Origin of the sequence: Streptomyces sp. NPDC018964 (assembly GCF_044390325.1) — a bacterium.
Lineage (GTDB): Bacteria > Actinomycetota > Actinomycetes > Streptomycetales > Streptomycetaceae > Streptomyces.
Genome location: NZ_JBIRYZ010000021.1, coordinates 81,805 through 102,870 on the forward strand (window position 1 = coordinate 81,805; position 21,066 = coordinate 102,870).

General features: G+C 71.4%; 20 protein-coding genes and 2 pseudogenes. 15 read left to right on the forward strand and 7 right to left on the reverse strand.

All coding sequences use genetic code 11. The features are described from left to right. Position 1: 1 nt before the first annotated feature. Positions 2-853 carry a transporter substrate-binding domain-containing protein gene (locus ACH5AO_RS28130; RefSeq protein WP_398929409.1) on the reverse strand — a complete coding sequence of 284 codons (852 nt, stop codon included), beginning with the start codon at positions 851-853 and terminating at the stop codon, positions 2-4. Positions 854-1,039: 186 nt separating this feature from the next. On the opposite strand from ACH5AO_RS28130, the gene ACH5AO_RS28135 reads away from it, so the two are divergent. The 5 genes from ACH5AO_RS28135 to thpD all read left to right on the forward strand — a co-directional run bounded on the left by ACH5AO_RS28135 (position 1,040) and on the right by thpD (position 5,896). Further along, a complete protein-coding gene (locus ACH5AO_RS28135) occupies positions 1,040-2,140 on the forward strand; it encodes a pyridoxal-phosphate-dependent aminotransferase family protein (RefSeq protein ID WP_398929411.1) in 1,101 nt (366 codons plus the stop codon). Positions 2,141-2,700: 560 nt separating this feature from the next. Next, positions 2,701-3,207, forward strand: coding sequence for a diaminobutyrate acetyltransferase (gene ectA / locus ACH5AO_RS28140; protein WP_398929413.1), 507 nt, complete (start codon positions 2,701-2,703; stop codon positions 3,205-3,207). 77 nt (positions 3,208-3,284) lie between these two features. Beyond that, positions 3,285-4,556, forward strand: coding sequence for a diaminobutyrate--2-oxoglutarate transaminase (gene ectB / locus ACH5AO_RS28145; RefSeq protein ID WP_398929415.1), 1,272 nt, complete (start codon positions 3,285-3,287; stop codon positions 4,554-4,556). A 35-nt stretch (positions 4,557-4,591) separates the two neighbouring features. Further along, the gene (locus tag ACH5AO_RS28150; protein WP_398929417.1) at positions 4,592-4,990 is read left to right on the forward strand and encodes an ectoine synthase; all 399 of its coding nucleotides are present in this window, start codon (positions 4,592-4,594) and stop codon (positions 4,988-4,990) included. Positions 4,991-4,996: 6 nt separating this feature from the next. Then, positions 4,997-5,896, forward strand: coding sequence for an ectoine hydroxylase (gene thpD / locus ACH5AO_RS28155; protein WP_398929419.1), 900 nt, complete (start codon positions 4,997-4,999; stop codon positions 5,894-5,896). An 80-nt stretch (positions 5,897-5,976) separates the two neighbouring features. Here thpD and ACH5AO_RS28160 read toward each other — a convergent pair whose 3' ends face one another. The 4 genes from ACH5AO_RS28160 to ACH5AO_RS28175 form a co-directional block, all read right to left on the reverse strand. After that, positions 5,977-7,029 (reverse strand): aminotransferase class V-fold PLP-dependent enzyme, encoded by a 1,053-nt coding sequence (locus tag ACH5AO_RS28160; protein WP_398929421.1) that lies wholly within the window; start codon positions 7,027-7,029, stop codon positions 5,977-5,979. A gap of 96 nt (positions 7,030-7,125) precedes the next feature. Next, a complete protein-coding gene (locus tag ACH5AO_RS28165; protein ID WP_398929423.1) occupies positions 7,126-7,836 on the reverse strand; it encodes a DsbA family oxidoreductase in 711 nt (236 codons plus the stop codon). 87 nt (positions 7,837-7,923) lie between these two features. Continuing rightward, positions 7,924-8,532, reverse strand: coding sequence for a DUF1349 domain-containing protein (locus ACH5AO_RS28170; RefSeq protein ID WP_398929425.1), 609 nt, complete (start codon positions 8,530-8,532; stop codon positions 7,924-7,926). A gap of 53 nt (positions 8,533-8,585) precedes the next feature. Next, on the reverse strand, positions 8,586-9,173 hold the full coding sequence (locus ACH5AO_RS28175) for a hypothetical protein (protein ID WP_398929501.1): 588 nt from the start codon (positions 9,171-9,173) through the stop codon (positions 8,586-8,588). Between the two features lie 273 nt (positions 9,174-9,446). On the opposite strand from ACH5AO_RS28175, the gene ACH5AO_RS28180 reads away from it, so the two are divergent. Together ACH5AO_RS28180 and ACH5AO_RS28185 are read left to right on the forward strand one after the other, a co-directional pair. Further along, positions 9,447-11,168: a histidine kinase gene (locus ACH5AO_RS28180; protein ID WP_398929427.1), complete on the forward strand. Its 1,722-nt coding sequence runs from the start codon at positions 9,447-9,449 to the stop codon at positions 11,166-11,168. Between the two features lie 92 nt (positions 11,169-11,260). Next, positions 11,261-11,923, forward strand: a complete 663-nt coding sequence (locus ACH5AO_RS28185) for a response regulator transcription factor (protein ID WP_030858561.1) — start codon at positions 11,261-11,263, stop codon at positions 11,921-11,923. 3 nt (positions 11,924-11,926) lie between these two features. Here the strand turns inward: ACH5AO_RS28185 and ACH5AO_RS28190 are convergent, their stop codons facing one another. Beyond that, positions 11,927-13,456 (reverse strand): aldehyde dehydrogenase (NADP(+)), encoded by a 1,530-nt coding sequence (locus tag ACH5AO_RS28190; protein ID WP_398929429.1) that lies wholly within the window; start codon positions 13,454-13,456, stop codon positions 11,927-11,929. A gap of 142 nt (positions 13,457-13,598) precedes the next feature. On the opposite strand from ACH5AO_RS28190, the gene ACH5AO_RS28195 reads away from it, so the two are divergent. From ACH5AO_RS28195 to ACH5AO_RS28220, 6 genes are all read left to right on the forward strand, one after another. Continuing rightward, positions 13,599-14,372, forward strand: a complete 774-nt coding sequence (locus tag ACH5AO_RS28195) for an IclR family transcriptional regulator (protein ID WP_030224445.1) — start codon at positions 13,599-13,601, stop codon at positions 14,370-14,372. Positions 14,373-14,375: 3 nt separating this feature from the next. After that, positions 14,376-14,849 (forward strand): GNAT family N-acetyltransferase, encoded by a 474-nt coding sequence (locus ACH5AO_RS28200; RefSeq protein WP_398929431.1) that lies wholly within the window; start codon positions 14,376-14,378, stop codon positions 14,847-14,849. A 93-nt stretch (positions 14,850-14,942) separates the two neighbouring features. Next, a complete protein-coding gene (locus ACH5AO_RS28205) occupies positions 14,943-16,400 on the forward strand; it encodes a peptidoglycan D,D-transpeptidase FtsI family protein (RefSeq protein WP_398929433.1) in 1,458 nt (485 codons plus the stop codon). A gap of 446 nt (positions 16,401-16,846) precedes the next feature. Next, positions 16,847-17,449, forward strand: a complete 603-nt coding sequence (locus tag ACH5AO_RS28210; RefSeq protein WP_398929435.1) for a SigE family RNA polymerase sigma factor — start codon at positions 16,847-16,849, stop codon at positions 17,447-17,449. Next, a complete protein-coding gene (locus ACH5AO_RS28215) occupies positions 17,446-18,312 on the forward strand; it encodes a hypothetical protein (protein WP_398929437.1) in 867 nt (288 codons plus the stop codon). The genes ACH5AO_RS28210 and ACH5AO_RS28215 overlap by 4 nt, the downstream gene beginning before the upstream one ends. Before the next feature lie 85 nt (positions 18,313-18,397). After that, the gene (locus ACH5AO_RS28220; RefSeq protein WP_398929439.1) at positions 18,398-19,228 is read left to right on the forward strand and encodes a pectate lyase; all 831 of its coding nucleotides are present in this window, start codon (positions 18,398-18,400) and stop codon (positions 19,226-19,228) included. A gap of 35 nt (positions 19,229-19,263) precedes the next feature. Here ACH5AO_RS28220 and ACH5AO_RS28225 read toward each other — a convergent pair. Beyond that, positions 19,264-19,509 (reverse strand): annotated as a pseudogene (locus ACH5AO_RS28225) (zinc ribbon domain-containing protein); the annotation flags it as partial. On the opposite strand from ACH5AO_RS28225, the pseudogene ACH5AO_RS28230 reads away from it, so the two are divergent. Further along, positions 19,495-19,677 (forward strand): annotated as a pseudogene (locus ACH5AO_RS28230) (family 43 glycosylhydrolase); the annotation flags it as partial. The pseudogenes ACH5AO_RS28225 and ACH5AO_RS28230 overlap by 15 nt on opposite strands. A gap of 181 nt (positions 19,678-19,858) precedes the next feature. After that, positions 19,859-21,055, forward strand: coding sequence for an RNA-guided endonuclease InsQ/TnpB family protein (locus ACH5AO_RS28235; protein ID WP_398929441.1), 1,197 nt, complete (start codon positions 19,859-19,861; stop codon positions 21,053-21,055). Positions 21,056-21,066: the final 11 nt, after the last annotated feature.

The following is a 21,066-nucleotide window of genomic DNA, read 5'->3' on the forward strand; positions in this document are numbered from 1 at the left end:
ATCAGGACGCGGCCGGGGAGGCGGCGGACTCGTCGTACGGGCCGATCCACTGCTCGTACAGCTTCTTGTACGTGCCGTCGGCCTTGGCGTCCGCGAGCGCCTTGTTCACGGCCTCGCGCAGCTTAGTGTTGCCCTTCTTCACCGTGAAGCCGTACTCCTCGCCGGTGTCGATCTGCTCGGCGACCGTGAAGGCGCCGGCGTTGGCCTTGTCCTTCAGCCAGCCCTGGACGACGGGGTAGTCGATGACGACGGCCTTGACCTGGCCGGTGCGCAGGCCGTTGAGGACGGCGTCGGAGGACTCGAAGGAGACCGGGTCGAAGCCCTGCCCCTTGACGTAGTCCTCGCCGGTGGTCTGCGCCTGCGCGCCCAGCTTGACGTTCTTCGACTTCACGTCGGCGAGGGAGGTGACCCCGCTGTCCTTGTCGACGAGGACGGCCTGGGTGGCGTTGAAGTACGGGTCGGAGAAGTCGACGTTCTTCTTCCGCTCCTCGGTGATGGTCATGCCGGCCGCGGCCAGGTCGCACTCGCCGGAGTTGAGGAAGGCGCCGGTCTTGAAGTTCTCGAACGGCGTGTCGAGGATCTCCTGCTTCACGCCCAGGTCCTCGGCGACCAGGTCGATCAGCGCGACGTCGAAGCCCTGCACCTTGCCGTCGATCTCCGACTGGAAGGGCGGGTACGGGAGATGGGTGCAGGTGGTGAGCTGCCCCGCCTTGACGACCTCGACCCCGCCGGCTGCGGTCTTCGAGCCGCTGCCCCCGTCGTCGCTGGAGGTGCAGGCGGACAGGAGGACCAGCCCGGCCGTCGCGGTGGTGGCGGCCAGCACACGGGTGCGGCGGCCGAGGAGCGTCTTCACGGGAGCCTCCTGTCAGGGAACTGTGAGTTCCGATTATAAGGAGAGGTTTGAGGTCCTCAAACCAAACCGATGGTCGCGAGGGCGTCCGGCCTGAGAACCCTGTGGTCGGTCCGCACCCCGGGCGAAGGTTTACCCTCGACTCCGTCGTACGTACCCGCGCAGTCGTGAAGTAAAGAGAGCACCGCCGTGACCCACCTCCTCCTCGATCTGCCCCCGCTGGACGCCGCGCGCTTCGCCTCGATCGAGGACCGGGTGGCACGGCTGCTGGGCACCGGGCAGGACGTCGTGATCATGCAGGGTGAGGCGCTGCTGCCGCTGGAGGGCGCGATCCGCGCGACGGCCGGCCCCGGCACGACCGCGCTGAACGTCATCACCGGCCCCTACGGGCAGACCTTCGGCGACTGGCTGCGGGACTGCGGCGCCACCGTGATCGATCTGGCGGTGCCGTTCCACACGGCGGTGACGGCCGAGCAGGTCCGGGCCGCGTTCGCCGAGCACCCGGAGATCGACTTCGTGTCCCTGGTGCACGCGGAGGCGGCGACCGGGAACACCAACCCGGTCGCGGAGATCGGCGAGGTGGTGCGGGCGCACGGGGCGCTGTTCTACCTGGACGCGGTGGCGTCGATCGGGGCGGAGCCGGTGCTGCCGGACGCGTGGGGCGTGGACCTGTGCGTGATCGGGGCGCAGAAGGCGATGGGCGGTCCGGCCGGGGTGTCGGCGGTCTCGGTGAGCGAGCGGGCGTGGGCGCGGATGGCGGCGAACCCGCGGGCGCCGCGCCGCTCGTACCTGTCGCTGCTGGACTGGAAGGAACGCTGGATCGGCGGCGGCCGCAAGGCGCTGCCGCACGCTCCGGCGCAGCTGGAGATGCTGGCGCTCGAGGCGTGCGTGGAGCGGATCGAGGCGGCGGGGCTCGACGTGGTGACGGCGCGGCACGCGGCCGCCGCGGCGGCGACGCGGGCGGGTGCGGTCGCGCTGGGCGGAGGTCTCGAGCCGTACGTGCGTGACGCGGCTCAGGCGGCGCCGGTCGCCACGACCCTGCGGGCGCCGTCCGGGACGGTGACGTCGGAGCTGGTGGCCCGCGCCCTGGCCGCCGACCCGGCACTGCCGCTGGCCGCGGGCGGGGGCACGCTCGCCCAGGAGATGATCCGGGTCAACCACTACGGTCCCGAGGCGACGCCGGGTGCGGTGCGGGCGTGTCTGGCGGGGCTGGGGACCGCGCTGGCGGAGGCGGGTGCGGTCGTGGACCTGCCGGCGGCGCTGAGCGCTGCCGAGAAGGCCTGGCGCTGAGCGCGGGGCGGGGTCGTCCGTTCTTCTTCGCCCCCGCCGCCCCTTCCCGTCCCGCACCGGGGGCTCTGCCCCCGGACCCCCGCTCCTCAAACGCCGGACGGGCTGAGTTTCAGCCCGTCCGGCGTTTGAGGACGAGGCCCGAAGGGCCGACAGGGGGGTCTGGGGGCGCAGCCCCCGGGTTCGGGACGGGAAGGGGCGGCGGGGGCGTATCGACGGGGTGACCGGTCAGTGAATTGCGTGAGATTATTGAAATCCCTCCCCAAGCATTCTCGGCCCCATTTCCCGATAACCTTTCGGAATAGCTTCCCGTATTCTCCTGCCCGGTTTCACCGACCCTAAACGCCACGATTTCGTGAGCATTCCGAGGGGCGTCACGGGAGTTACACAGTTGTGACCGGTTCCACACCGGGCCCGCTTTGCACCCTATGCACCAGGAAAAATAGGGCATCCTGCCGGACTTTCGCGCGGACCCGCCCGCCCGCGCGATAACACAGATCAAGCGCGCACGTAACCCCGACAGGCGATGCATTTTTGCATTTACCTGGGTAAGTTCAATTCGCATGACTGCCGCACAAGCAGACCTGCAAATCGACCGCCCCACCGTGGCGGACGGAGCCGTGCTGTGGCGGATAGCCAGGGACTCGAAGGTCCTCGACCTGAACTCGTCGTACAGCTATCTGCTGTGGTGCCGTGACTTCGCCGCCACCTCGGCCGTCGCCCGCGACGAGCACGGAGAGCCGATCGGCTTCGTCAGCGGATACCTGCGGCCGGACAGCCCGCGCACCCTGCTCGTCTGGCAGGTCGCGGTCGACGCGTCGTACCGCGGCCGGGGCCTCGCCGCGGCAATGCTCGACGCACTGGCCGCCCGGACCGCCGACGAGCACGCGGTGGACACCGTGGAGACCACCATCGCCCCGGGGAACACCGCCTCCGAGCGCCTGTTCACCGCGTTCGCGGAGCGTCACGGCGCCCTGCTGGAGCGCGAGGTGCTGTTCGACGCCGGCCAGTTCCCCGACGGGCCGCACGACCCCGAGGTGCTGTACCGCATCGGGCCGCTCACCCGCTGACCGCGCGGCCCGGCCTTCGGCCTTTCGACTTCTTCCGACTCCCTCTGACCTCCCACGCCACCGAGGAGCGATTCGTCGTGACCATCACCCAGCCCGACCTCAGTGTCTTCGAGACCCTCGAGTCCGAGGTGCGCAGCTACTGCCGCGGCTGGCCCACCGTCTTCGACCGTGCGCACGGCAGCCGCATGTACGACGAGGACGGCCACGAGTACCTCGACTTCTTCGCCGGAGCCGGCTCGCTCAACTACGGGCACAACAACCCCGTGCTGAAACGGGCCCTGATCGACTACCTGGAGCGCGACGGCGTCACCCACGGCCTCGACATGTCGACGACGGCCAAACGCGCCTTCCTGGAGTCCTTCCAGAACTACGTCCTGCGCCCGCGCGACCTGCCGTACAAGGTCATGTTCCCGGGCCCGACGGGCACCAACGCCGTGGAGTCCGCGCTGAAGCTGGCCCGGAAGGTGAAGGGGCGCGAGGCGATCGTGTCGTTCACCAACGCCTTCCACGGCATGTCGCTGGGCTCGCTCGCCGTGACCGGCAACGCCTTCAAGCGGGCCGGCGCCGGCGTCCCGCTGGTGCACGGCACTCCGATGCCGTTCGACAACTACTTCGACGGCAAGGTCGAGGACTTCCTGTGGTTCGAGCGGCTCCTGGAGGACCAGGGGTCCGGCCTCAACAAGCCCGCCGCCGTGATCGTCGAGACCGTGCAGGGCGAGGGCGGCATCAACGTCGCCCGGCCCGAGTGGCTGCGCGCCCTGGCCGACCTGTGCGCACGCCAGGACATGCTACTGATCGTCGACGACATCCAGATGGGCTGCGGCCGCACCGGCGCCTTCTTCTCCTTCGAGGAGGCCGGCATCACGCCCGACATCGTCACCGTCTCCAAGTCGATCAGCGGCTACGGGCTGCCCATGGCGCTGACCCTGTTCAAGCCGGAGCTCGACGTCTGGGAGCCGGGCGAGCACAACGGCACCTTCCGCGGCAACAACCCCGCCTTCGTCACGGCCACCGCCGCCCTGGAGGCGTACTGGGCCGACGGCTCCGCGATGGAGAAGCAGACCCGTGCGCGCGGCGAGCAGGTCGAGCAGGCGCTGATCGCCGTCGCCGAGGAGAACCCCGCCGACGTCAAGGAGTACCGCGGCCGCGGCCTGGTGTGGGGCATGGAGTTCCACGACAAGGACCGCGCGGGCCGCATCGCCAAGCGGGCCTTCGAACTCGGGCTGCTCATCGAGACGTCCGGCCCCGAGAGCGAGGTCGTCAAGCTGCTCCCCGCGCTGACCATCACCCCGGACGAGCTGGACGAGGGCCTCAGGACCCTCGCCCGCGCCGTCCGGGAAACCGCCTGACACACACATCCGAGCCGAGGAGGCATCGCAACACCGTGATCGTCCGTTCGTTCAAGGAGCTCGAAGGCACCGACCGGCACGTGAAATCGGCGTCCGGCACCTGGGAGAGCAAGCGCATCGTCCTCGCCAAGGAGAAGGTCGGCTTCTCCCTGCACGAGACGATCCTGTACGCGGGTACGGAGACGTCGATGTGGTACGCGAACCACATCGAGGCCGTCGTCTGCACCAAGGGCGATGCCGAGCTGACCGACCGCGAGACCGGGAAGACGTACCACATCACCCCCGGCACCATGTACCTCCTGAACGGCCACGAGCGGCACACGCTCAAGGTCAAGGAGGACTTCCACTGCATCTGCGTGTTCAACCCGCCCGTGACCGGACGGGAGGACCACGACGAGAACGGCGTCTACCCGCTGCTCACCGAGGAGGTGTGAGTCACCGTGACCACCACGACCACGAACGTCACCGACCTCTACCCCACCCGCGGTGCCACCGAGGTGGCGACGCCCCGGCAGGACCCGGTGGTGTGGGGCGGCCCGGACACGCCCGGTCCCGTCTCCGCCGGTGACCTGGAGGCCCTGGACCGCGACGGCTTCCTCGCCGTCGACCAGCTCATCGGCCCGGACGAGGTCGGCGAGTACCAGCGCGAGCTGGAGCGGCTGATCGGCGACCCGGCGATCCGCGCGGACGAGCGCTCCATCGTGGAGCCGAAGTCCCAGGAGATCCGGTCCGTGTTCGAGGTGCACAGGATCAGCGAGGTCTTCGCGAGGCTGGTGCGCGACGAGCGGGTCGTCGGGCGCGCCCGGCAGATCCTCGGTTCGGACGTCTACGTCCACCAGTCGCGGATCAACGTCAAGCCCGGCTTCGGCGCCAGCGGCTTCTACTGGCACTCCGACTTCGAGACCTGGCACGCCGAGGACGGCCTGCCGAACATGCGCACCATCTCGGTCTCGATCGCGCTCACCGAGAACTACGACACCAACGGCGGTCTCATGATCATGCCGGGGTCGCACAAGACGTTCCTCGGATGCGCGGGGGCCACGCCGAAGGACAACTACAAGAAGTCCCTGCAGATGCAGGACGCGGGGACGCCGTCCGACGAGGCGCTGACGAGGATGGCGTCGGAGTACGGCATCAGGCTGTTCACCGGCAAGGCCGGCTCGGCGACCTGGTTCGACTGCAACGCCATGCACGGCTCCGGCGACAACATCACGCCGTTCCCGCGCAGCAACGTGTTCATCGTGTTCAACAGCGTGGAGAACACGGCGGTCGAGCCCTTCGCGGCCCCGATCCGGCGGCCCGAGTTCATCGGGGCGCGGGACTTCACTCCAGTGAGGTAGGCGCACCACAAGACCGCGGGCCGGGCCTCCTCGTGTGGGACAAGGAGGTACCGGCCCGCTGCCGTGTGCCCGGCGCGGGGTCAGCCGGACAGCGCGTCCAGCAGCCGGTCCACGTCGGCGGCCGTGTTGTAGAGGTGGAAGGACGCCCGCAGATGGCCCGCGCGGTTCGACACCGCGATGCCGGCCTCGGCCAGCTCCGGCTGGAGGTGCCCGAGTCCGGGCACGGACACGATCGGTGAGCCGGGTGCGGGCACGGGCGTGTGGCCCAGGGTCGCCAGCCCCGTACGGAACCGGTCGGCGAGGGCCAGGTCGTGGGCGCGGACGGTGTCCACGCCGATCTCCTCGAGCAGTTCGAGGGAGGCGCGCAGTCCCGCGTAGGTGAACAGGGCGGGACTGGAGTCGAACCGCCGTGCGGAGCGGGCCAGTTCGGCGACCGGTCCGTAGCAGCTGTCCCAGGGGTTCTCCGCCGCGACCCAGCTCGCCTGCACCGGCGGCAGATCGCCGAGGTCCTCGGGCACCACCAGGAAAGCCGCCCCGTGCGGGCCGAGCAGCCACTTGTAGACGATGGCGACGGAGTAGTCGAACGCGTCGGCCCACGCCGGCAGCCAGCCGGCCGCCTGGGAGAAGTCGACGTAGGTACGGGCCCCGTGGTCCCGGGCGGCCTCGCGCAGCGCGGCGAGGTCGGCGATCCGGCCGTCGGCGGACTGCACCGCGCTGACCGCGGCCAGCGCGGTGCCGGGCCGGACGGAGTCGGCGAGCCGCTCCAGCGGCACGGCCCGCACCTTGAGGTCGCCACGGGTGTGGAAGGCGTTGAGGACGGAGGCGAAGTCGTCCTCGACGGTGAGGACTTCGGCACCGGGCGGCAGCGAGGCGGCGATCAGCGCGGTGTGCAGAGCGGCCGTGGCCCCGGCCGCCACCCGCTCGACCGGGACGCCGGCCAGCCGGGCGTACGCGGCCCGGCACGCCTCGACGTCGGCGAAGAGCGGATCCAGCGCACGGCCCTCCGCGCGCAGCCGTACGGCGTCCTGGAGCGCGGCCACGGTACGGGCGGGCAGGAGGGCGCTGCTCGCGGTGTTCAGGTAGGTGTTCTTCGGGGTGAACTCGGCACGGACGAGGTTCTCGAAGGTCTCCATGGGACCACTGTGCGGCCCCGAGACCTCCCCGTCCATGGCCGAATTCTGTGCGATATCGCAAAGGAACCCTTATGCGTACGCGCTGACCTGCGCGTTCTACTGCTGCGGCACCGCGCACCCGTCCGGGCCACAGGCCTCCGCGTCGCCGTCGACCAGGGTCAGCGGCGGACGGTCGCCCCAGGCCCGGGTCAGCGCCTGGGTGAACACCTCGGCGGGCTGGGCGCCGGAGACGCCGTACGTGCGGTCCAGCACGAAGAACGGCACGCCGTTGGCGCCGAGCTGCGCGGCCTCCCGCTCGTCGGTGCGGACCTCGTCGGCGTACGCCTCCGGGTCGGCGAGGACCTCGCGCACCGCGCCGGCGTCGAGGCCGGCGGCGACGGCGAGCTCGACGAGCCGTTCGTCGTCGTCGAAGACGGACCGCTCCTCGGCGAAGTTCGCCCGGTACAGCAGGTCGAGCAGCTCCACCTGGCGGCCCCGCTCGCGGGCGAAGTGCAGCAGGCGGTGCATGTCGAAGGTGCTGCCGTGGTCGCGGCCCCGGGTGCGGTAGGGCAGGCCCTCGGCGGCGGCCTGGGCGCCCAGGTTGTCCTCACCGGCCTCGGCCTGGGCCTCGCTCATGCCGTACTTCCTGGTGAGCATCGAGATCACCGGCTGGACGTCGTCCTTGGCGCGGCCCGGGTCCAGCTCGAAGGAACGGTGCACGACCTCGACCTGCTCCCGGTGCGGGAAGGCGGCCAGCGCCTTCTCAAAACGGGCCTTTCCGACATAACACCAGGGGCATGCGATATCGGACCAGATTTCGACGCGCATCGTGATCGGCACTCCAGCTCGTACGGGTACGGAGACTCCCTCCGGCGGTTACGTGAACATTCAACGAGCCGCCTTCATTCCCTTCCCTCAGCTGCCGTCCCGCAGGTCACTCGGCCAGTGGGGCCGGTATTCGATGTGGTCGTACGTCACCGCGCACCCCTCCCCCATGGGCGACTGGGTCATGAAGCCGACCAGCGCGGCCCCGGTCTCCTTCTCGTCGCCGAGGGTGAAGAGGCGGACGAAGGTCCAGCGCTCGCCGTCCCGGGAGGCGTGGAAGGCGAAGGCACGACCGGTGCGGCTCACCCGGAGCCAGACGGAACTTCCGTCGACGGTGAAGGAGTTGACGTCGTCGGAGTGCCCCCGGGTGACCACCGTGCAGACGGTGGGCACGTCCGGCGAGTACTCCAGACAGAGCTTGGCCCACGCCCGCTCACCGACATGGACGTACAGCACCCCGGCGTCGAAGGCCCCGGCGAACCCGACGGTGACCCGTGCGATCAGCTGGAAGTCCCCCTCCGGCGCGCCCAGCAGGCGCGGCGCGTCGGAGGCCGGGTCCAGCGCCTCGCCGGTGGGCGGCACGAAACGGTCCTGCCGGGCTCCGGCCCGTCCGGTGAGGACGCCGTCCTCGTGGGACCAGTGGCCGTCGGGGCCGTAGGCGCGCAGGGGGAAGGGCAGTTCGGGGATGTCCAGATCCATGGCGGAAGTCTTCCAGGCCGGGCCCGGTGCCGGGAGCCCGGGGGTGGTCCCGGTCAGCGGTCCTGGAACGTGTCCAGGGCCACGGCCTGGGCGATGGCCAGGCGCGGGTCCAGACCGGGCGCGATCACCTCCACCACATAGCGGTCGCGCGTCCCGAACTTCTTGTCGACCCTCATCACCGGCTTGCCGTCCGTCTCGAAGTCGAAGTGGTACGGCCAGAGGAACGGCACCAGGTCCAGCGGCAGGAAGTCCCAGACGCGGCGGAGCACGGCCACGAACCGGTTGCGTTCCCGTCCGACGGCCGCGGGCGAACCCGGCTGGTCCAGCACCCACGTCGAGCGCAGCAGGGAGGCGAGGGACTTCTTCGCGAACGCGCCGACGGGGTTGCCTTCCGCGTCCCGCACGTCGTAGCCGTCGTCGAGGTCGGAGAGGCTGCGCTCCCCGACGGTGAAGGAGACCCGCGTCCTGGACCCGTCGGTGTAGAAGGTCACCTCCTCCTTCAGCGAGAACCGCTTCAGCTCGGCGAAGGCGAGGACCTCGCCGTCGGAACCGTCCGGCAGCAGCTCGCTCACGGTGTAGCGGTCGGCCGTGAGGGCGGTCTCCTGCCGGACGGTGAAACGTCCGCCGGTCCACCGCCGCACGCTGTCCGCCGTTCCGTTCCCCGAGCCGCCGGTCCACTGCTTCGCACCGTTCACCGTTCCGCTCCCCAAGCCCTCGGTCCCGCGCCGTCGCCCGTGTGCGTCCGGCGGAGCCATCGTCGCCGTGCGCCCCGCCCCGGAGCAGTCCCCGGAAGTCGTCACCGGCAACGACCAAAGAGGACAGGCCCCTTGGCGGCCGGGAGTCCACTTTCGTCGTCCGGGACCGCGCCGAAGGGGGGACGCGGGCGCCCGGGGGCGGCCCTCTATCGTCTGCGCGTGGACGTAGCAGAGACACCCCGCACCGGCCTGCCGCTCCGTTCCCGGCTCGCCGCCGCCTCCCCCTGGCCCCGCGGACGGATCGCCGGGGAGGCCGTACTCGCCGTGGCGCTCTCCGGGATCGCGGGCCTCCTCCACACGACGGAGACCGGATCCGTGGCGCGGGGCGGTGCCCTGGCCCTGTTCGTCGCCGTGCTGTCCCTGGCCCGCCGCGCCCTACCGGCGACGGTGCTGATGGTGTCGTCGGCGCTGGCCGGAGCGGCCGTCGGCACGTTCCCGCTGCTGATCTGCGCCGGCTGGTCGGCGGGCGGCCGCATCGAGCGTCCGGCGCGCGCCTTGGGCGCGTACGCGGCCGGGTTCGCGCTCCACCTCGTCCTGGGCGTCATCACCGCGGGCGACGACGGGCTCGGGCTGTCGCCGCTGATGACGGCCGTGCTGAGCGGGAGCCCGTTCCTGGTGCTGGCGGTCATGCCGGGGCTCGCCTCCCGCTACCGCGCCCAGCGCCGCGCCCTGCTCGACGCCCTGCGGCGGCACAACGCCCAGTTGGTGCGCGAGCAGGCGATGGTGGCGCGCCAGGCCCGGCTGCTGGAACGGCAGCGCATCGCCCAGGACATGCACGACAGCCTCGGCCACCAGCTCGCCCTGATCGCCGTGCACACCGGGGCGCTGGAGGTGGACCCGGAGCTGAACGGCCGCCAGCGGGAAGGGGTGGGCATCCTCCGGGAGGCCGCCAGGTCGGCGATGCGGGAGCTGCGCGAGGCGGTGGGCATCCTGCGGGACGGCGTGGAGGCGTCCGTGCCCGGCCCCGAGGAGGCGGCCGGGCCCTCGGCGGACCGCACGGCGGCCTCCGTCGGCACGCTGGTCGCGTCGTCACGGGCCGCGGGTGCGGCGGTGGAACTGCGCCGGTCCGGCACCGAACGGGCCCTCGCGCCCGCCGCCGACCGCGCGGCGTACCGCATCGCCCAGGAGGGCCTGACCAACGCGCACAAGCACGCGCCGGGCGCCCCGATCACCGTGGCGCTGCGCTACGAACCGGACAGCCTGGTGGTCGAGGTGGCCAACGGGCCGGTGCCGGCCGGGGTGCCGGCCGGGCCGCCCGCGATCAGCGGCGGCCAGGGGCTGACGGGGCTGCGGGAGCGGGCCCGGCTGGTCGGCGGCATGGTGCACACCGGCCCCACCCCCGACGGGGGTTTCCGGCTCGCCGGTGTGCTGCCGTACGGCGACGGCGAGCCGCGGCCCCGTCCGGACGGTGCGACTTCGGTCGACGCGGACGACGACTTCCGGGGGCAGATCGGCGGGGGCTCCGCGGGCGAGGGTGGTGACCACGTCGCACGCACCGATCCGCAGAAGGAGTTCACCACCATCATGAGCAGCAAGAAGAACGCCGCCCTGGGATGCGCCCTCACCACCGTGGTCCTCGTCGTGGGCGCCGGCGCCCTCCTGGTGTGGGGGGTGTGGAAGCTGATGGACGAGGTGGAGAAGGGCCTCATCCCGGCGAGCGTGTACGAGTCGGCCCGGGTCGGCGACGACGAGGCGGAACTGCGGAAGAAGTTCCCGGAAGGCGGCTCGCTGCTCACCGACGGCGTGGAGAAGGACGGCCCGCCGCTGCCCGAGGACGCCGTCTGCGAGCACTTCGTGGACGACGAGGAGGACATCGTCTACCGGTTCTGCTTCCGCGACGGGAAGCTGTCCGCCAAGGAGTCCTACGCGCACGAGGTGTGACCGGCCGTCCGTGGCCGTGCCCGCGGCCGGATCGGGCATGATGGGCGGGCCCCACCGTCCGCCCGTCCCACCGACACCGCGCAGGAGGCCGTGTGATCCGGGTCCTCGTCGCCGACGACGAGCCGCTCATCAGGGCCGGCATCAGGATGATCCTCACCTCGGCCGACGACATCGACGTCGTCGCCGAGGCGCGGGACGGCCGGGAGGCGGTGGAGACCGCCCGGAGCACCGCGGTCGACGTGGCCCTGCTGGACATCCAGATGCCCGTGATGGACGGGCTGACCGCGCTGGCCGAGCTGGGCCGCGCCGCGCCGGGGGTGCGCGTGCTGATCCTGACCACGTTCGGGGAGCGCGACAACGTCCTGCGGGCGCTCGGCCACGGCAGCGCGGGCTTCCTGCTGAAGGACTCCGCGCCGCAGGAACTGATCCACGCGGTCCGCGCGGCGGCGGCCGGCGACGCCTATCTGTCCCCGGCCGCCACCCGGCACGTGGTGGACTCCCTCGCCTCCCCCGCCGCCACCGTGCGCGGCGAGGAGGCGCGCCGCCGCCTGGCCGGGCTGACGGCACGCGAACGCGAGGTGCTGGCCCTGCTCGGCGAGGGCCTGTCCAACGCGGACGCCGGCGCCCGCCTGCACATGAGCGAGGCCACGGTGAAGACGTACGTCAGCCGCATCCTGACCAAGCTCGACTGCGACAACCGGGTGCAGGCGGCGCTCCTGGCCCGCGACGCGGGCCTGGAGCCGAGCGCGGGGTGATCCTCAGCGCTCCAGCCTGCCGTTGAACCTGCGGGGCAGCCCCAGCGGGTTGTCGTCCTTGAGTTCCGCGGGCAGCAGCGCCTCGGGCGTCCCCTGGTAGACGACCGGCCGCAGCCACCGCTCGATGGCCGTGCCGCCCACCGACGTGGAGGTGGAGGTCGTCGCCGGGTACGGCCCTCCGTGGTGCTGGGCCGGGGCGACCGCGACGCCCGTCGGCCAGCCGTTGACCAGGACCCGCCCGGCCAGCGGCGTCAGCTCCCGCACCAGCTCCGCCCCGCGGCCCTCCCCGGCCGCCTCCTCGGCGGAGAGCTGCACGGTCGCCGTGAGGTTGCCCGGCAGCCGCGACAGCACGCTCCGCACCTCGGCGTCGTCCTCGTAGCGGGCGACGACGGTGACCGGGCCGAAGCACTCCTCGAGCAGCAGGTCGTGCTCGCCCTCCTGGGCCAGCCGGCTCGCCGGGACGGTGAGGAAGCCCGCGCTGACGGTGTGCTCGCCGCCCGCGCCCGGGGTCACCGGGGACTCGACGTCGGGGAGCTGGGCGCGCTCGGCGACCCCGGCGACGAAGTTGTCGCGCATGCGGTGGTCGAGCAGGACGCCGGCGTCGGTGTCGCTGACGGCGTCCGTCAGGGACTTGACCAGCGCGTCACCGGCCGCGCCGGACGGCGCGAGGACGAGGCCCGGCTTCACGCAGAACTGGCCGACGCCCAGCGTCATCGAACCGGCCAGCCCGGTGCCGATGGCCTCGCCGCGCTCGGCGGCGGCGGCCTCGGTGACGACGACCGGGTTCAGGGAGCCCAGCTCGCCGTGGAAGGGGATCGGGACGGGCCGGGCGGCGGCCGCGTCGAAGAGGGCGCGGCCGCCGCGGACCGAGCCGGTGAAGCCGGCCGCCGAGACCAGCGGGTGCTTGATGAGCTCGATGCCGGCCTCGAAGCCGTGCACCAGGCCGAGCACGCCCTCGGGGAGGTCGTGGCGGGCGGCGGCGCGGCGCAGCACCTTGGCGACCAGCTCGGACAGTCCGGGGTGGTCGGGGTGGGCCTTGACGACGACCGGGCAGCCGGCCGCGAGGGCGCTCGCGGTGTCGCCGCCGGCCACGGAGAAGGCGAAGGGGAAGTTGGACGCCGAGTAGACGGCGACGACGCCCAGCGGGATCTTGTAGCGGCGCAGGTCCGGGACGGGCGGGGTCGCGGTGTCGTCGGGGTGGTTGATGACGACGTCGAGGAAGGCGCCCTCCTCGACGATGCCGGCGAAGGCCCGCAGCTGGTAGCAGGTGCGGGCGAGTTCCCCGGTGAGCCGGACCGGGCCGAGCGCGGTCTCCGCGTCGGCGGCCTCGACGAGCTGGTCCCTGGCCGCTTCCAGCTCGTCGGCGGCCGTGCGCAGGAAGGCCGCGCGGACGGTGCGGTCCGTCAGCGCGCCGCGCGCGTCGTGCGCGGCGCGGACGGCGGCGTCGACCTCCTGGGCTGTGGCCTCCACCGCGACCTGTTCACGCTGCTTCCCGGTTCGGGGGTCGACACTCCAGACTGGTGCTGCTGCCACCGCGGGTCCCTCCACTTGATTGCCGCATGCAATGCCGCAGTATGTACGTCACCCCACAGGATTGTTCGATATACTGAACACTGTCTCTGTGGGTGAATGTACTTTGGAGACTATTTCCAGGCGAACGAAGGGGTCAAGGGCGATGTCGGCTGGCGAGACGGGCGGCGGGGCACAGGTCAAGTCCGCGGTGCGGACCGTTGAACTGCTCGAATACTTCGCCGGGCGCCCCGGTATGCACTCCCTGGCGGCGGTCCAGGAGGCCGTCGGCTACCCCAAGTCGAGCCTCTACATGCTGCTGCGCACCCTCGTGGACCTCGGCTGGGTGGAGACGGACGCGACGGGCACGCGGTACGGCATCGGCGTGCGGGCGCTGCTGGTCGGCACGTCGTACATCGACGGCGACGAGGTCGTCGCGGCGGCCCGCCCTACCCTGGACCGGCTCTCCGACGACACCACGGAGACCATCCACCTCGCCCGGCTCGACGGCACCAACGTGGTCTACCTCGCCACCCGCCAGTCGCAGCACTACCTGCGCCCGTTCACCCGGGTCGGCCGCCGGCTGCCCGCGCACTCGACGTCGCTGGGCAAGGCGCTGCTGAGCACGTACCCGGACGAGCAGGTGCGCAAGATGCTCCCGGAGACGCTGCCCGCGCTGACCGAGCACACCATCACGGACCGGGAGAAGCTCATCGAGGAGCTGCACCTGGTGCGGGAGCAGGGCTTCGCCGTGGACCGCGAGGAGAACACGCTGGGGCTGCGCTGCTTCGGTGTGGCGATCCCGTACCGCACCCCCGCGCGGGACGCGATCAGCTGCTCGGTGCCGGTGGCGCGGCTCACGCCCGCGCACGAGCAGATGGTCAAGGATGCCCTGTTCGACGCCCGCGACCGGCTGACCCTGGCCACCCGGAGGCTCTGACCCGTGGACGTCGCCCTGCGGCCGGTGCACGACAGCGACCTGCCGGTCTTCTACCGGCAGCTCAACGACCCGGAGGCGCTGCGCATGGCGGCCTTCACCCCCGAGGACCCGGCCGACCGGGCCGGCTTCGACGCCCACTGGGCGAGGATCCGCAGCTCGCCGGAGATCGTGGTGCGCACGGTCCTGGGCGACGGCGACGTGGTGGGCCACGCGGCGGTGTACGAGGAGCAGGGCGAGCGCGAGGTGACGTACTGGGTGGACCGCGCCCACTGGGGCCGGGGCATCGCCACGGCCGCGCTGCGCGGGCTGCTGGCGGAGGTGGGCGAACGCCCGCTGTACGCGCGCGTGGCCGCCGACAACGCGGGGTCGCGGCGGGTGCTGGAGCGGTGCGGCTTCGAGGTCTCCGCGCGGGCCACGGCGTACGCGCCCGCGCGGGGTGCGGAGATCGAGGAGCTCGTGCTCACGCTGGACCGCTGACCGCCGGGGCGGCACGGCCGCTCGATGAACGTCCGATGAGAAACCGGGCGGAAGGGAACGTTCCGACGCCCGCCGTTCGTCTGTCCGAACGGAATGAACAGGACGATCAGGCGTGCCTCCGTCTTCATCCTGCTCCTGGTGTTCGCCCTGCTGGTCAGGGCGACCTGGGTGCAGTTCTACGAGGGCCGGGCGCTCGCGGACAGCAGTGACAACCGGCGCAACGCGATCGAGACGTACGCGGAGCCGCTCGGGAACATCGTCGTGGCCGGTGAGTCGATCACCGGCTCGGCGCGGACGGAAGGGGGCGACCTCGCGTACAAGCGCACGTACGAGAACGGCCCGCTGTACGCGGCGGTGACGGGCTACGCCTCGCAGGCGTACGCGCCGACGCAGCTGGAGGGCATCTACCAGGACCTGCTCAACGGCACGGACCCCCGGCTGAAGACGGTGGCGGACACCGTCACCGGCCGGCGTGCCGAGCCGGGCACCGTGGTGACGACCATCGACCCGGCCGTGCAGAAGGCGGCGTACGAGGCGCTCGGCGACAAGAAGGGCGCGGCCGTCGCGATCGACCCGAGGACGGGCCGGATCCTCGCGGCCGTGTCGACCCCGTCGTACGACCCGACGTCGCTGACCGACGCCAACACCGCGGGCGAGGCGTGGAAGGAGCTCACCGCGGATCCGGACAAGCCGCTCACCAACCGGGCGCTGCGCCAGCCGCTGCCGCCGGGTTCGACGTTCAAGCTGGTCGTCGCGGCGGCGGCGCTGGAGGACGGGCTGTACGGGTCGGTGGACGAGGAGACCGACAGCCCCGACCCGTACACGCTGCCGGGCACGGTCACGGACCTCACCAACGAGAACCCGGACGCGCCCTGCGAGGACGCCTCGATCCGGGTCGCGCTGCAGTACTCCTGCAACAACGTCTTCGCGAAGATGGCCGTCGCCCTGGGCCAGGACAAGGTGCGGGCAATGGCGGAGAAGTTCGGCTTCAACGACGAGACGCAGGACGTGCCGGTGCGCGCCTACCCCAGCGTGTACCCCTCGGACATGGAGCCGTCGCAGACCGCGCTCACCGGGATCGGCCAGTTCGACGTGACCGCGACGCCGCTGCAGATGGCGATGGTGTCGGCGGCGCTGGCCAACGGCGGGGAGCTGGTGTCGCCGCACATGGTCAGCCGTGTCACCGACAGCGGCGGCGACGTGCTGGAGGAGTACGAGGACGGGGCCGGGGCGGAGCGGATCGTCAGCGCCTCGACCGCCGAGCAGCTCCGGTCGGCGATGGAGACGGTCGTCGAGGAGGGCACGGGGTCCAACGCGCGGATCCCCGGCGCCACCGTGGGCGGCAAGACGGGCACCGCGCAGCACGGCGAGAACAACAGCAAGACGCCGTACGCCTGGTTCACCTCGTACGCGACGTCGGACTCCTCGGGCGAGGAGGTCGCCGTGGCGGTCGTGGTGGAGCAGTCCGACGCGGCCCGCTCGGAGGTCAGCGGCAACGGTCTGGCGGCCCCGGTCGCCAAGGCGGCGATGGAGGCGGCGCTGCGGGACTGAACCATCCCGGCCGGAAGGCCGTCTGTACGGATGACGGGCCGCCCCCTCCCCCCGGGGGCGGCCCGTCGCCTCGCCCGGCCGGGTACCGTCGTGACGACGACGTGGGCGACGAGGCCGGCACCGGCCGGCGCGGGGGCCGCCGCCCGGAGCGGGACGACGGCCGGCGGCGAGGTCGGGGACGACCACCCCTCGGTGTCCGGAAATCGATCCGGCGGATACCGGCCGGATCGTGCCCGCGGTGAACCTCGTGCGGGCGCGGCTCGTGTGACGGATTCGTACACCGACAGGCCGGACACCGTTCGGCCCTCCGCACGAGCCCGTACATGATCACTGCTACGCTCCGGAACTCACGCCGGTCACTCCGGATTTTCACGTGTCATCTACATGACACACACTGTCACCGGTGCCCGTCGGGCGCCCGACGCCACTGCGAGGGGAGGTCGCCCGTGGGCACCGTCGTCGACGACGCCGCCGCCGTGGAGTTCCACGCGTTCTTCGAACGCCACTACGCCGAACTGTCCCGGCTGGCCCATCTGCTGACGGGTGAGGCGGACGCCGCCGACGATCTGGCCGCGGACGCGCTGCTGGCGCTGTGGCACCGCTGGGACCGGGTGCGCGCCGCCGACCATCCGGTGGCGTACGCCCGGGGCGTGGTGGCCAATCTGGCCCGTACCCGGATCCGCAGCGCGGTGCGCGAACGGCGGCGGATCGCGCTGTTCTGGTCGCCGCGCGAGGAACGGACCGAGAACCCCGACGTGCCGGGGGTGGTGGACGTGCAGGAGGCGCTGCGCCGGCTGCCGTTCCGCAAACGGGCGTGTGTGGTGCTGCGGCACGCCTTCGACCTGTCGGAGAAGGACACCGCGCTGGCTCTGGGCGTCTCGGTGGGTACGGTGAAGAGCCAGACCTCGAAGGGGATGGCCGAACTGCAGCGGCTGCTGGGCACGCGGGAGGTTCCGCGTCAGGTGCACGCGGCGGCGGCCACCGCGGGCGGGGAAGCGGTCGGAAACGCGCGGAAACGCCCCACCGGGGCCAGGGGAAGGAACCGATGACGATGCGGCGGGACGTGCACGAGGAGCTGCGCGCCCGGCTGCACGAGGCGGCCGGGGCGCACGAGCCCGACCGGGAGCGCATGCTGGCCCGGGTGGAGCGGGGCATGACCGGACCGGCCCGCCCCGAGCACCGGGCCGCGCGCCGACCGGTGTTCGGCTGGTTCCGGGTGGCGGGCGCGACGGCCGCGGTGGCCGGGGTGCTGGTGGTGGGCGGCTACGCGGTCGCGTCGTCGGTGGGGGACGAGGAGCCGCCGCAGCGGCAGGTGGCCGCCTCACCGACACCCACGCGGTCCCCGGAGGCGACGAGCAGGCCGCCCGGGCCGTCGGCGGACCCCGCCCCGGACCTCCCGGAGCGGCCCCGGAACACGGCCACCCCGCCCGCGGGGACGCCGAGTTCGTCCGGCGGCCCCGAGAAGCCCCCGGCCGGGGTCGAGGACGGGCCGCTGTGGTCGGACGGCTCGGTGGACCCGCACAGCAACGAGTTCTGGGCGCAGAGCAACGTCACCCTGAAGACCACCGAGCGGCTGACCTCGCTCACCGTGGAACTGCGGATCGCGCAGACCGGCGGGGTGACCTCCACGGGCGCCTGGCGCTCGCTGCCCGAGGACGACTTCGAGCTCTCGGTGGACGAACGGGACGGCTTCCTCGTCTACGTCTGGACGCTCAAGGACGGCCTGACGGTCGAGCCCGGCGAGTGGATCTTCGCGGGGCAGTACGACCACGAGCGCGGCGGCCGGGACGCCGGGGAGGACACCTATACGGCACGGGCCGGCACCGCTTCCGGAGAGCTCGCGGTCGGCGGTGACTTCGCGCCGCGGGACGACCGGGACGACGAGGACGCGGCGGACGACCGGGACGAGTGAAAAAAGATCGTCCGGGACGGCAACCCTTTCCGGGGCGGCGGCGACCAGGAGACGTAAAAACCCTCTCCACGCAAGGACATCGCGCATGACCGCACGACCCGAACAGCCCGTCTCCCACCGCCGCCGGACCACCAGGCGGCGGGCCCTGGTCGCCGGAGTCTCCGCGCTCGGCATCACGGGCGCGGCGATCGTCACCACGTCGATGCTCTCCACGGCGGGCGCCGCCTCCTCCTGGCCCTCGGACACCGGCAGCAAGCCGGTGTCGAAGACCGTCCCGGTCTCCGGGACGTACGACGGCGGCATGAAGAAGTTCTACGGCACCGGCGCCCTCGGCGGCGACGGCCAGGACGAGGGCCAGGACCCGGTCTTCGAACTGGCCGACGGTGCCACGCTGAAGAACGTGATCATCGGCACCCCGGCCGCCGACGGCGTGCACTGCAAGGGCAGCTGCACCCTGCAGAACGTGTGGTGGCTGGACGTCGGCGAGGACGCCGCCAGCTTCAAGGGGAAGTCCTCGTCGGCCCAGTACAAGGTGATCGGCGGCGGCGCGAAGAAGGCCGACGACAAGGTGCTGCAGTTCAACGGCGCGGGCACGCTGACCGTGAGCGGCTTCCGGGTCGAGGACTTCGGCAAGCTGGTGCGTTCCTGCGGCAACTGCAAGACGCAGTACAAGCGCACGATCGTGCTGAAGGACATCGACGTCGTCGCGCCCGGCAAGTCGCTCGTCGGCATCAACACCAACTACGGTGACACCGCCACGCTGTCGCAGATCCGCATCCAGGGCGACAGCAAGAAGAAGATCAAGACGTGCACCCGTTACCAGGGCAACAACACGGGCAAGGAGCCGAAGGACCTCGGCTCCGGCGCCGACGGGAAGTACTGCAAGTTCTCCTCCTCGGACATCACCTACAACTGACCGCTCCCCTTCCTTGAAAGGAGGGGATTCCTGGCTCAGGCTGCCTCCCGGAGCTGCGCTCCGGGAGGTCTTGCGTCCTCGACACCAGCCGGGTTCAGACCTGCCCGGAGGAGCATCACGCGGGCGGAGTTCTTGTCCCCGGGGGAGACGGCTCCGCACGCGGTGCAGGTGTAGGTACGTTCGGACAGTGGCAGGGCGTGCTTGGCTCTCGCTCCGCACCTGGCGCAGTCCATGATGGTGTGCGCGGAATGCACCGGACACACATCCCGGCCGTGTTCACGGACGACGACGGGCAGTCGTACCTGTACTGGGGCAATGGGCACGGCTACGTGGTCCCGCTCGACGACGGCATGGTGTCCTTCGACGCTTCCCGGGTGAAGGACATCACCCCGGACGGCTTCCGCGAGGGCTCCTTCGTGGTGAAGCGCGACGGCACGTACTACTTCATCGATGTTCTCCTTCGTGGATACCCCGTCCTTCAGGGCGGGGTGGGAGCACATCCCGCTTGCGGGGGAGAAACGAAGCTTCTGCGGAGCAGGGCAGGTAAAGCCGGTTCACCGTCAGAGCGGACCGGCGTTCACCCACAACCGCCGACAGCCCGTCACAAACTGATGGTCTAGTATGTGAACCGTGAAGACCACTCACGTGAAGCGGGCGTTCAAGTACCGCTTCTATCCGACCGATGCGCAGGCAGCCGAGCTGTCGCGCACGTTCGGATGCGTGCGGAAGGTCTACAACCTCGCCCTGGCCGCCCGCACAGAGGCGTGGGCGCGGCAGGAGCGGGTGAACTACAACCAGACGTCGGCGATGCTGACGGCCTGGAAGAAGACCGAGGAACTCGCGTACCTGGGCGAGGTCTCCTCCGTCCCGCTCCAGCAGGCGCTGCGGCACCTCCAGACGGCGTTCACGAACTTCTTCGGCAAGCGGGCCAAGTACCCGCGGTTCAAGTCGCGGAAGAAGTCGCGAAAGTCGGCGGAGTACACCACCAGCGCGTTCCGGTTCAAAGACGGCCGGTTGACCCTGGCGAAGATGGCCCAGCCGCTGGACATCGTGTGGTCCCGTCCGCTGCCCGAGGGGGCGTCGCCGTCCACGGTGACCGTGTCGCAGGACGCGGCCGGACGCTGGTTCGTGTCCCTGCTGGTCGAGGACCCCACCGTGAAGCCGCTGCCGGCCACCGGTACGGCCGTCGGAATCGACGTCGGGCTCGACCACCTGCTGACCCTCTCGACCGGTGAGAAGGTCTCCAACCCCCGGCACGAGCGGCGTGACCGTGCCCGTCTGGCCAAGGCCCAGCGACAGCTTGCCCGCAAAGCCAAAGGCGAGGGCGCCAACCGCCGTAAGGCCCGCCGGAAGGTCGCCAGGGTCTACGCCCGCATCGCCGATCGCAGGCGTGACCTGCTGCACAAGCTCACCACTCGGCTCGTTCGTGAGAACCAAACGATCGTGATCGAGGACCTCGCCGTCCGGAACATGGTGAAGAACGGCAAGCTCGCCCGCGCCATCAGCGACGCGGCGTGGGCCGACTTCCGGAGCATGCTGGAGTACAAGGCCCAGTGGTACGGCCGCGAAGTAATCGCGGTCGACCGCTGGTTCCCCTCCTCCAGGCTGTGCTCCGTCTGCGGCACCTTGCAGGACAGGATGCCGCTGAACGTCCGTGAGTGGACGTGTGACTGCGGGACGACCCATGACCGGGACGTGAACGCGGCGAAGAACCTCCTGGCCGTCGGGCTGACGGCGTCTGTCTGTGGAGCCGGTGTAAGACCTCAACGGAGAACTCCGGGCGGGCGGTCGGCGATGAAGCAGAAACCCCTACGGCGCGAGCCGTAGAACTTCCCCTC

Coding starts and splice junctions, on each gene's coding strand:
- ACH5AO_RS28215 (WP_398929437.1), top strand. CDS start 17,446: ATGACGATGCGGCGGGACGTGCACGAGGAGCTGCGCGCCCGGCTGCAC.
- ACH5AO_RS28195 (WP_030224445.1), top strand. CDS start 13,599: ATGTCGGCTGGCGAGACGGGCGGCGGGGCACAGGTCAAGTCCGCGGTG.
- ACH5AO_RS28160 (WP_398929421.1), bottom strand. CDS start 7,029: ATGGAGACCTTCGAGAACCTCGTCCGTGCCGAGTTCACCCCGAAGAAC.
- ACH5AO_RS28170 (WP_398929425.1), bottom strand. CDS start 8,532: ATGGATCTGGACATCCCCGAACTGCCCTTCCCCCTGCGCGCCTACGGC.
- ACH5AO_RS28220 (WP_398929439.1), top strand. CDS start 18,398: ATGACCGCACGACCCGAACAGCCCGTCTCCCACCGCCGCCGGACCACC.
- ACH5AO_RS28205 (WP_398929433.1), top strand. CDS start 14,943: ATGAACAGGACGATCAGGCGTGCCTCCGTCTTCATCCTGCTCCTGGTG.
- ACH5AO_RS28165 (WP_398929423.1), bottom strand. CDS start 7,836: ATGCGCGTCGAAATCTGGTCCGATATCGCATGCCCCTGGTGTTATGTC.
- ectA (WP_398929413.1), top strand. CDS start 2,701: ATGACTGCCGCACAAGCAGACCTGCAAATCGACCGCCCCACCGTGGCG.